This window comes from Holdemanella sp. (assembly GCF_056804935.1).
Map to the genome: position 1 here is coordinate 1 of NZ_DBMEXE010000032.1, position 11,478 is coordinate 11,478.

Sequence of the window (11,478 nt, forward strand, 5' to 3'; positions counted from 1 at the left end):
TGTAACCATGCATCTGCTCCAACATTATAGAATCCACCAACTACATATCCAACAGCTAATGGAACTAATACACCTAGTGTCGCAATAATAAAAGCTTTTACCCCAGCCTTTTTTAAATCTGTAATACTTGTTTCTAGACCAGCCGCAAACATTAAGACAATAACACCAATTTCTGATAAAGATTCAATCAACTTACTTGGCTCAACTATATTTAACACCGCAGGCCCTAAAACAATACCTGCGATCAATGCACCTACTACAGATGGCATACGTAAACGACGAGAAAAAAGTCCAAAGGCTTTTGTCATTAATAAAATTAAGGCAATATCTAATAGATATCGATATTCTTGCATATTCATACCTCCTACTATGCTCTTGGAATTTCAAACACCGTTTGTTGAAGTGGCAAATCTACATCATGAAACTCCAACCGATATGCCATCAATTGTATCGGCCTTTTCTTTCCATGATATCCATATTTGACGTCACCCAACAAAGGATGCTTTATATGCCCCATCAGGGCACGAATCTGATGAAATCTTCCTGTATGAAGTGTAATTGTACATATTGAATTCTCGCCATCATTTCTTTCAACATGCACATCCATCAATGCTTTTTGATAGCCCTCTAATTTTTTATCACTTACTTTCGCAACAGTATTTTCTTTGCGAATGTAATAACACATACTAAAATCTTTTTCTTTAAAAGTACCAGTAACATATGCCCGATACATCTTCTGGATTTTACGATTTGCGATTGCTTCGTTTACTTTTCTTAAAGCATTCGCATTCTTTGCAGCAATCACTAGACCTGTCGTATTTCGATCCAGTCTATGACAAATACTTGGAGCAAAAGAATGTTCCTTATTTGGATCATACTCGTTTTTTTCCATTAAGTATGCTTGTACACGATTTACCAAACAATCTTGAGTTTTGCTTTGATCACTCTGTGACAATAAGCCATATGGTTTATTCACAATCAAGATATTTTCATCTTCATAAATAACATCCAACTCTGATGATATATATTGCGTATCTACTTGTTTCTCTTCTAAAACATCCGGAGGTAAAAACAATAAAATACTATCATTTTCATGGATTTTATGATCAAAAGTACAACGTTTGCGATTCACTTTTATTTTCTTATTTCGAATCGCCTTATACATCATTGATTTGCCTAGTTTTGGAAAAGTCTTCATCAAAAACTTATCCAGTCTTTGATTTGCATCATTTGAATTGATTCTAATCTCTTTCATAAATTAAATCCAAACTTTCCATTAAACTGTCCATAACCGGTACATTTACACTTTCTAAAGTTGCTCGATTTTGATGCCCAGTAGTCACCAAGATACATTTAGCACCAATACTTTTTGCGACTTCATAATCATGAACGCTATCTCCAACAAAATAAATTTCATCATCTAGGCTACAAGTTTGTTTAAACGCATGAGCTAATTCCACTTTACTTTTTGCATAGATGTCATTGATTCCGTATATCGAATCGAATAAATCATCTACATGCAAGGTTTCCATTTGTTTAAGAAGATAATCCATTTTACTTGCAGAAAGCACGGTTTGCGAAAAGCCAAGATTCTTTGCCTTATTCACAACATCCAATACATCTGAATGTAAATCACAAGCATAGCTTTTTTCTTGATAATCCTCCATATATTCGTGAGCCAACATGGAAAAAGGTATTTTGTCAAAATCAAAGCCTACCCTTTTATAATAATCTTCTATTGGAAAAGTAAATACTTCACGATATTGACTTAGAGTATCCAAAGGTTTCAAATCATGACTGACTAAAAGACGGTTGATACAAGAAAAACATAAGTCAACATCATTCAATAATGTTCCATTCCAATCCCATACAATTTTTACCAAACAATTCACCCCGCACGGTATTATATCACTATTAGAAAAAAATAATAACATTTTATACTAATTAAAACTTTCACAAATATAGTTTTTACTATATAATATTGTATGAGTAAATATGAGGAATTGAATTAGGAGGAAATATGAGAGGAATTTATAACTCAGTAACTGACCTTCGTCGTCAGGTCTTTACTGCCATCGCTTCAATGGCGTACGATGACAATACAGATTATTCTAAGCGTATGGAAGAAATCCCATATGAAATCTTACCTGGTACAAAAGCAAAATATCGTGATAGTATTTTTCTAGAACGTGCAATTATCGGGGAAAGATTACGTTTGGGTATGGGCTTGCCTGTTCGTGATATTACTGAATATACAAACATTTCAGATGGAATTGAAGAAAGTACAATTGCGAAAAAATATTATGATGATCCCCTTATCAATATTATTAAGTTCGCATGTAATGCGTGTCCAGAAAAGAAAGTATTTGTAACAAACGCTTGTCAAGGATGTTTATCACACCAATGTACAGAAGTTTGTCCAAAAGATGCGATTCATATCGTAAATGGTAAAAGCTGTATTGATCAAGAAAAATGTATTAAGTGTGGACGTTGTATGGATGCATGTCCTTATCACGCAATCACTAAATTAGAACGTCCATGTGCTGCAAGCTGTGGAATGGACGCAATCAAATCCGATGCAGATGGAAAAGCAGAAATCGATTACGATAAATGCGTTAGCTGCGGAATGTGTCTAGTTAACTGTCCATTTGGAGCTATTGTAGATAAAGGACAAATTTTCCAAACAATCTATGCCATGAAAGAAGGCTATGACGTCATTGCGGCTGTTGCCCCTGCTTTCGTTGGTCAATTTGGTCCAGCTGTAACGCCAGACAAAGCAAAAGCTGCATTAAAAGCGGTAGGTTTTGCGGATGTTGTGGAAGTTGCGATTGGTGCTGACTTATGTACAATTGAAGAAGCTGAAGACTTCTTAGATAAAGTGCCTGAAAAACAACCATTTATGGCTACAAGTTGCTGTCCTGCATGGTCCGTTATGGCGAAGAAAAACTTCCCTGACTTTGCACCATACATTTCAATGGCATTAACTCCAATGGTATTAACGGGTCGTTTGATCAAAAAAGAAAAACCAAACGCTAAAGTTGTATTCATCGGTCCTTGTGCTGCTAAGAAATTGGAAGCAAGCCGTAAATCAATCCGTAGTGATATTGACTTCGTATTAACTTTTGAAGAAGTTATGGGTATGTTCAATGCGAAAGGTATTGCATTAGACCAAATCACTACTTCTGATCCATTAACAGAAGGAACAAATGCTGGTCGTGGATTTGCTGTCAGTGGTGGTGTTGCCAAAGCCGTTAAAGACTTGATTCAAAAAGAACATCCTGGAACAGAAGTAAAAGTTCAGGCTGCAGAAGGATTAAAGAACTGTAAGACAATGTTGATGATGGCTAAAGCTGGAAGACTAAACGGGTACCTACTTGAAGGTATGGCTTGTCCTGGTGGATGTGTTGCCGGTGCTGGTACTTTACAACCAATCAACAAATCAAGTGCATTAGTTAAAAAATACGCTACTGAAAGCGATAAGAAAGATGCAGATGAATCTGCATATGGAGATCGTCTTCACGAACTAAGTGAACATTAATCAAAGACGTCCTTAAAATGGACGTCTTTTTTTGATATAATCATGTTTGGAAATGAGGTATGAACATGCATCGTTATTCATATTATAAAACGGCTGCCTGTACTTTAAATGTTTCAATTGGAGATCCACAGGCAAATAAAGAAGAAATTTTAAAATGTATCCAAGAATTGGATTCAGATACACAACTTGTAGTATTTCCAGAACTATGTATTACAGGATATACATGTCAGGATTTATTCTATGAACATACATTATTAAATAGAGCAAAACAAGTCCTATTTGAAATTGTAGAAGAGCTACCAGAAAACCTAGTTACAGTTATAGGCTTACCTTTAGAAATCGAAAACAAGCTTTATAACTGTGCCGCCATTTGTTTCAACCATGATATTCTAGGTATTCAAGTAAAAACATATATTCCAAGCTACAATGAATTCTATGAAACAAGGTGGTTCTCGAGTGCTAGTGAATTAAAAGAAAACACAACTTTTACATACAAAAATAAAAAGGTTCCCGTTTCAAATCATATCGTATTTAAAGATACAACAACATCGGCTTGTTTAGGCATTGAAATCTGTGAAGATCTATGGGTGACAATTCCAGTAAGTTCAACACATGCATTAGCTGGAGCGAATGTATTATGTAATCTAAGTGCCTCCAATGAAATCATCTCAAAAGCAAATTACAGAAGAAATCTAGTCAAAGATCAAAGTGCTAAATGTTATGCGGGATACGTATATGCCAGTGCAGGACCTACAGAAAGTTCGAGTGACTTGGTTTTCTCTGGACACAATTTAATTTGTGAAAACGGGGCTATATTAAGTGAAACTAAAACAGACAAAATCATTTATGGACAAATCGATTTAGACCATTTAAATCATGATCGCTTACACTATAAAACTAGTATGCAGAATTTATTCCATGTAAACTATACAACCGTGGAATTCACATCAAAACCCATCGAAGAAATTGAATTTGATCGCTATATCGATGCTTATCCTTTTGTTCCAAATAATCAAGATGAAAGAATTGTTCGCTGCTTAGAAATATTACATATTCAAGCTCAAGGCTTGGCAACACGTCTTTTAAAAATTCATTGTAAAGATGTTGTGATTGGAATTAGTGGAGGACTCGATTCTACTTTAGCTTTGCTTGTATGTCATGAAGCCTTTAAAATCAACAATTATGATTCAAAAGGAATTCATGCGATCACAATGCCTGGTTTTGGAACGACAAAACGTACTAAATCTAATGCGCAAATCTTAATGGACCTACTTCATGTATCTAGTGAAGAAATTTCTATTGTGGATGGTGTAAACCAGCACTTTAAAGATATTCACCATAATCCAGAAGTTCATAATATTACGTATGAAAACTCTCAAGCTCGTGAACGAACACAAATTTTGATGGATTTAAGCAATGCCTATAATGCGATTGTTGTTGGTACTGGAGACTTAAGTGAACTTGCCTTAGGATGGTGTACATACAATGGAGATCACATGAGTATGTATGCGGTAAACGCCAGTGTTCCTAAGACACTTGTTCGCTATATTGTTGAAAGTGTTGCTTTAAAAGATGAAATATTACATGATGTATTGATGGATATTTGTGATACACCTGTATCCCCAGAGCTTTTACCACCAGATAAAAATGGTAAGATTGCTCAGAAGACAGAAGAAGTATTAGGTTCTTATGATCTTCATGATTTCTTCCTATATCAAATGTTAAGACATCACGATGAGCCTAAGAAAATCTATGATTTAGCTTGTGTTGCATTTAAAGATGTAGAAAAGGAAACAATTAAAAAGGCCATCACAACATTCTATAATCGTTTCTTTACCCAACAATTTAAAAGAAACTGTATGCCAGATGGTGTTAAGGTTGGATCTATTTGTTTCTCACCTAGAGGTGATTGGAGAATGCCAAGCGACGCATCAAGAAATCTATGGACAAAACAAGTGGAGGAAATTTAGTTCCCCCACTTTTCTTATACTTTATCCATATTATTTGAAAAGATATCTGCAACTTCACTCATGATAATATAAGCACCCGAATCGATTTCATGAACTTGTTCTTTCATTCGATTAACTTGATATCGATTGACCACAAAATAAACTATGGATTTAGACCTTTTTGAATAACCACCCGTGGCATCCACACGAGTAACACCATTTCCAAATATATCACTTAATGCTTCACATATTTCTTATTGTAAGGTAAGCGCCAAGTAATATGATGGATTGAAAATCATTTCAAAAAAATCGACAATTATATAGAAAATTAGAGTTTCTAGAGTACAGTCTAAAAACTCTATAAAATGATTGGAGATGATTAGATGAAATTAGAGGATTTAACGCCCAAGCAGAGACTGAAGGCGGAAAAGTGGCTGGCAATCATTCGTGAATGTATAAATAGTGATCTATCAAACGAAGAATGGTGCGAACAGAATAACGTTAGTATTAAAAGTTATTACTATTACCTGGCAAAACTAAGAAAGATGGCAATTGAACAGATTCCATACAAAAAAAGAAATAATGTACTGCCTCTGGTTCCTGAATCAAATGATATTGTAGAAATACAGGCTCCTCAATCTACTCCTGTATGCATATCTTCTTCAGTAATGACGATTTGTCAAGGAAACACAAAAATAGAGATCAATTCTAATTGTCCTGAATGGATGATCCGGGAGCTGTTGAATAAATATGTTAGGTGATATTTCTAAAGCAGAACATATCTATATTGCCTGTGGATATACAGATATGAGAAAATCAATTGATGGACTTGCAGCTATTGTACAACAGAATTTCAAACTGGACCCATTTTCGAACTCATTGTTTCTCTTTTGCGGAAGGAGCAGTACAAAAATGAAAGTCTTGTACTGGGAAGGTGACGGATTTGTTCTTTTGTATAAACGTCTTGAAAATGGAAAATTCGTATGGCCAAGAAATAAAGATGAAGTAATGAAAATAACAGATCAGCAGTTCAGATGGCTTTTAGAAGGACTTAAAATAGAGCAGCCACGAACAATAAAAAAGAGTAATAAAAGATGTGCTATTTAGCTTTATATTAAGGAAATTTTGTATTAAATATGGTATAATATAGATAGTTAAGGAGTGCTTCGAATGATTGAAAATGCAGGTATCGACTACAAAGAATTATATCTACAGATGCAGTCAGCAGTTGTAGCACTATCAAAGACATTGGAAGAAATCCAAAAAGAAAACAAGAATCTAAAGGAAGAAAATGAATATTTAAAGCGCAAGCTGTTTGGAACAAAAAGTGAAACATCAAAGTCACTTGGTTTTGAGCAGCTTTCTCTTTTTGATGAGGCAGAAGCAGAAGCAAATCCAGACGAAGAACAATTTATTCTTGAAGAAGTTAAATTCAATAAAAAGAAAAAGTATAAAGGGCAGTTGGATGATAAATTATCTAAACTGCCACATATCGAAGTTATTATGACACTTCCAGAATCTGAACTCGTATGCCCAGTCTGTAACAGTAAACTTGTTCCTGTCGGAAAGAAATTTGTTCGACACGAAATCGAATTTGTACCAGCCAAATTAAAAGTAAGAGATATATATACAACGACATATGAATGCAGAAAATGTCGTGCAAATGGAAAGAGTGTTATGAAAAGTCCTGGAATTCCAGAACCTGTCATTCCACATTCTTATGCCTCTGCTGAAAGTGTGGCTTTCGTTATGAAACAAAAGTTCGCAAATGGCGTTCCACTCTATAGACAGGAATCCGAATGGAAACAAATGGGTCTGGATCTTTCAAGAACGACAATGGCTAACTGGATCATATATTCAAGTGAACACTGGTTAAAACCACTGACAGGCAGAATGCATGAAATCCTGCTTGAATCAAAACATGCCCATGCCGATGAAACACCTGTTCAAGTTCTAAATGAACCTGGTAAAAAGGCAACAACGAAATCCTATATGTGGGTATATTCAAGCATCAAAGAGAGTTCATATCCAATCCGACTGTTTGTGTATGCACCAAACAGATGCGGATATAATCCGCAGATATTCTTCAACGGTTTTCATGGAACTGTTATATCAGATGCATATTCCGGATACAACAATATCGAAGGCTGTGTCAATGCATACTGCTGGGCACATGCAAGAAGAAAGTTCAGAGACAGTCTTCCAAATGATCTCGAAAATGCAGAAAATACGCTTCCGATTATTGCGATGAATAAGATCAAGAAACTCTTCGCAATAGAAAAAGAAATAGAGGCGTTGTCTCCTGATAAAAAGGTCAAAATACGTCAGCTAAAGTCAAAGCCATTAATAGATGACTTCTTTTCATGGTGCAAATCCAATCAAAATGCCACAGCCAGTGCAAAACTGAGCAGAGCATTTAAATATGTTTTAAATCATGAAGAAGGATTGAGACAATACTTATATGATGGATATATTCCAATGACAAACTCATTAGATGAAAGAGTAATTCGACCATTTACGACAGGAAGAAAGAACTGGTTGTTCTCGGCAAGCGTATCAGGAGCAGAATCAAGTGCGAATGCATACAGCATAATTGAAACAGCAAAAGCAAATGGACTGGATCCATATAAATATTTGACAACAATATTTACATATCTTCCAAGCCAAGATCTGATCAAAAATCCAGAAATAATAGACGAATTTCTACCATGGAGTAAGTTCGTACAAAAGAACTGTAAATAAAAGAATCAGCATAACATTTTAGCAATGTTCAACTGATTCTTTTTCATTTATTTAACTACATCATCTTATTTGGCGCTTACGTTTTACTCACCAAAAGTCCAGACAACATTTGATTGTCTGGACTCTTTTTTGATGAAAACAAAAAAAAGACTGGAATCTTTCATCCAGCCTTTGACATTAGAATAATCCTACGATTTTACCATCTTCATCCACATCCATGTCTAATGCACTTGGATGTTTTGGAAGTCCTGGCATTGTTAATACTTTACCCGTTAGAGCAACAATGAAGCCAGCACCTAAGCCTGGGCGTAATTCACGAACTGTAATTCTAAATCCTGTAGGACGACCCATTACTTTGCCATCATCTGATAATGACATTTGTGTTTTGGCCATACAGATTGGTAATTTATCCCATCCTAATTCATTGAACTTCGCAATTTGTGCTTGTGCTTCTTCTGTAAAATCAACACCGTCTGCACCATATACTTTTTTGGCAATGGTTTCTATTTTTTCTTCAATTGTCTTATCTAAATCATATAAAGGAGCATAGTTATTTTCTTGATCACATAACGCAACGACTTTGTTGGCTAAATCAATAGCGCCTTCTCCACCTTTTGCCCATACTTGAGATAATGACATTGGGTGGTTGTTTTCTTCACACCATTTTTCTAATGCAGCTACTTCAGCCGGTGTATCTGTCGCAAACTCATTGATCGCAACAATGTATGGTAAACCAAATTGTTGTACTGTATCAATGTGTTTAGCTAAGTTTTCACATCCTGCAAGCATAGCCTCTACATTTTCTTCTTTTAAATCTTCTAAGGCAATTCCACCATGTTGTTTTAAGGCACGAATTGTCGCAACAATCACAACCGCATTCGGTTTAAGATCAGCCAATCGACACTTGATATCCAAGAATTTCTCAGCTCCTAGATCTGCACCAAATCCAGCTTCTGTAACTGTATAATCTGCAAGTTCTAGACATGCTTTTGTGGCAATAACAGAGTTACATCCATGCGCAATATTCGCAAATGGACCACCATGAATCAATACTGGATTGTGTTCAAGTGTTTGAACAACATTAGGCAATACAGCATCTTTCATAACCATAGCCAATGCGCCTTCAATACCTAAATCATGTACATATACAGGCTTATCATCATAAGTATATGCCACAAGCATTTTTCCAAATCTTTTCTTTAAATCCATTAAATCATCTGCCAAACATAAAGCTGCCATGATTTCACTTGCGACAGTAATATTAAATCCGTCTTTACGTTCAACTCCATTGGCTTTTGCACCACAACCAATTGTAATATTACGCAAAGTACGATCATTCATATCTAAACAACGTTTAAATGTTACTTTTTCAGGATCAATATTCAATTCATTTCCCTGATGAATCACATTATCTAAACATGCACTAACTAAGTTATTAGCTGTTGTAATCGCATGCATATCTCCAGTAAAGTGAAGGTTGATATCTTCCATTGGTACAACCTGGGCATAGCCACCACCTGTAGCTCCACCTTTTAATCCAAATACTGGACCTAAACTTGGTTCACGTAAAGCCATCATCGTTTTCTTACCTAAACGATTTAAGGCATCACCTAAGCCAACAGTTGTCGTACTCTTTCCTTCTCCAGCCTTAGTAGGATTAATAGCTGTAACTAATACTAATTTTCCATGAGGATTATTTTCAATGGATTTCAAATAATCAAAAGACAATTTAGCTTTATATTTTCCATAATGTTCCAAGCTATCTGCAGGAATTCCAATTTTTGCGGCAACCTTTTCAATTGGTTCCATGACGCATTCTTGTGCAATTTCTAAATCTGTTTTAGCCATTTTACATATCCTTCTTTCCAATATCATTTCTGTGAAATAAATCTTTACATTGAATTTTATCTAATTCTTTATATGTATGATCAAATGCAGTCTGTAAGTCATCTTCTAGAGTAACGACCATTAAAACACGGCCTCCATCTGTTACCAATCCTTCATCTGTCATTTTTGTTCCCATGTGGAAAACCAATCCATCTACATCGTCTACACCTGTAATCAAAGATCCTTTTGTAGAGCTTGCAGGATAGTTTGTACTTGCTAAAACAACACCGTGACTGACTTTATCTGTCCATTTTAGTTCAACTGGTTTATTATCCATTAAATCTAAAATAGCTTGGACAAAATCACTTTCTAAACGAGGCAAAATAACTTCGGCTTCTGGATCTCCAAAACGTGCATTGAATTCAATTGTTTTAATACCTTTTTCTGTCAACATCAATCCACCATATAAGAATCCAGTGAATGGAACACCTTCTTTAACCATAGCACTTGCCATTGGTTTCATAATTTCATTCATAGCTTCATCGATAATTTCAGAAGTAATCTTCTTAACTGGGCTATAAGATCCCATACCACCTGTATTTGGGCCTTTATCTCCATCAAATACACACTTGTGATCTTGGGCTACTTCTAAAGGTACAACTGTTTCATTGTGTACTAGACAGATCAAAGAAAATTCAAATCCAAATAAACATTCTTCAATCACAACCGAATTATTTTCAATCGCAAAGGCAATGTCCAAGGCTTCCTTAGCCTGTTCTAACGTAGAAGCTACTGTAACACCTTTTCCAGCTTTTAAGCCATCTTCCTTAATAACAATAGGAGCTCCCTGTTCTTGTACATAAGTCCATGCAGATTCTAAATCATAGAATGTTTTATAAGCAGCTGTTGGGATATTATATTTTGCCATGATTTTCTTGGCAAAATCCTTACTTGATTCAACCTGAGTCGCCTTCTTATCTGGCCCAAAAATCTTTAGGCCTTCTTTTTTAAACGCATCTACAACACCTAGAGCTAAAGTTGCCTCAGGACCTACGATGGTTAAATCTACATTTCTTTCTTTTGCCAAAGCGACAAGACCTTCTACATCATTGTCTTTCACATTGACACATTCTCCAATTTTTGCCATTCCAGGATTACCTGGAGCACAAATCAACTCATCACATAAAGCTGAACGTTTGCATGCATACGCAAGTGCGTGTTCACGTCCGCCCTTACCGATAACTAGTATTTTCATTGCGTTTTAATCTCCTTTTTCTTTACCATTCAATCATAACAGAAAAAAGCCCCTAATGGGTCTTTATTCACAATTTTTTTAACAGAAAGACACATTTAATAAATTAGGATATAAAGCTAAAATCAACACTCATACAACGTCTTATATAAATTGACTTCTGGACATAT

General features: G+C 35.4%; 11 protein-coding genes. 5 read left to right on the forward strand and 6 right to left on the reverse strand.

Annotated features, from left to right (window positions below; genetic code table 11):
- From ACZQCL_RS02790 to ACZQCL_RS02800, 3 genes are all read right to left on the reverse strand, one after another.
- Positions 1-353, reverse strand: a 353-nt coding sequence (locus ACZQCL_RS02790; protein ID WP_482481795.1) for a cation:proton antiporter, incomplete at its 3' end; no start/stop codon positions are given.
- A gap of 14 nt (positions 354-367) precedes the next feature.
- Positions 368-1,255: an RluA family pseudouridine synthase gene (locus ACZQCL_RS02795; protein WP_337532409.1), complete on the reverse strand. Its 888-nt coding sequence runs from the start codon at positions 1,253-1,255 to the stop codon at positions 368-370.
- Complete coding sequence (locus ACZQCL_RS02800) at positions 1,242-1,883, reverse strand: HAD family hydrolase (protein WP_227992596.1); 642 nt, start codon at positions 1,881-1,883, stop codon at positions 1,242-1,244. The genes ACZQCL_RS02795 and ACZQCL_RS02800 overlap by 14 nt, the downstream gene beginning before the upstream one ends.
- A gap of 137 nt (positions 1,884-2,020) precedes the next feature.
- Between ACZQCL_RS02800 and ACZQCL_RS02805 the strand changes: the two genes are divergently transcribed.
- Positions 2,021-3,538, forward strand: a complete 1,518-nt coding sequence (locus ACZQCL_RS02805) for a 4Fe-4S dicluster domain-containing protein (protein WP_482481796.1) — start codon at positions 2,021-2,023, stop codon at positions 3,536-3,538.
- 65 nt (positions 3,539-3,603) lie between these two features.
- A complete protein-coding gene (locus tag ACZQCL_RS02810; protein ID WP_482481797.1) occupies positions 3,604-5,508 on the forward strand; it encodes an NAD(+) synthase in 1,905 nt (634 codons plus the stop codon).
- 14 nt (positions 5,509-5,522) lie between these two features.
- Here the strand turns inward: ACZQCL_RS02810 and ACZQCL_RS02815 are convergent, their stop codons facing one another.
- Complete coding sequence (locus tag ACZQCL_RS02815) at positions 5,523-5,693, reverse strand: DUF2179 domain-containing protein (protein WP_331865828.1); 171 nt, start codon at positions 5,691-5,693, stop codon at positions 5,523-5,525.
- Between the two features lie 177 nt (positions 5,694-5,870).
- On the opposite strand from ACZQCL_RS02815, the gene tnpA reads away from it, so the two are divergent.
- From tnpA to ACZQCL_RS02830, 3 genes are all read left to right on the forward strand, one after another.
- A complete protein-coding gene (tnpA, locus tag ACZQCL_RS02820) occupies positions 5,871-6,248 on the forward strand; it encodes an IS66 family insertion sequence element accessory protein TnpA (RefSeq protein WP_003866208.1) in 378 nt (125 codons plus the stop codon).
- Positions 6,238-6,594, forward strand: coding sequence for an IS66 family insertion sequence element accessory protein TnpB (tnpB, locus tag ACZQCL_RS02825; protein ID WP_118320378.1), 357 nt, complete (start codon positions 6,238-6,240; stop codon positions 6,592-6,594). The genes tnpA and tnpB overlap by 11 nt, the downstream gene beginning before the upstream one ends.
- 63 nt (positions 6,595-6,657) lie before the next feature.
- Positions 6,658-8,229: an IS66-like element ISEbi1 family transposase gene (locus tag ACZQCL_RS02830; RefSeq protein WP_482481798.1), complete on the forward strand. Its 1,572-nt coding sequence runs from the start codon at positions 6,658-6,660 to the stop codon at positions 8,227-8,229.
- Positions 8,230-8,406: 177 nt separating this feature from the next.
- On the opposite strand, the gene ACZQCL_RS02835 is transcribed toward ACZQCL_RS02830, so the two are convergent.
- Both ACZQCL_RS02835 and purD read right to left on the reverse strand, forming a co-directional pair.
- Positions 8,407-10,077 carry a formate--tetrahydrofolate ligase gene (locus ACZQCL_RS02835; protein WP_482481799.1) on the reverse strand — a complete coding sequence of 557 codons (1,671 nt, stop codon included), beginning with the start codon at positions 10,075-10,077 and terminating at the stop codon, positions 8,407-8,409.
- Between the two features lies 1 nt (position 10,078).
- Entirely contained in the window at positions 10,079-11,311 is a 1,233-nt protein-coding gene (gene purD / locus ACZQCL_RS02840) for a phosphoribosylamine--glycine ligase (RefSeq protein ID WP_482481800.1), read from the reverse strand.
- Between the last annotated feature and the right edge of the window lie 167 nt (positions 11,312-11,478).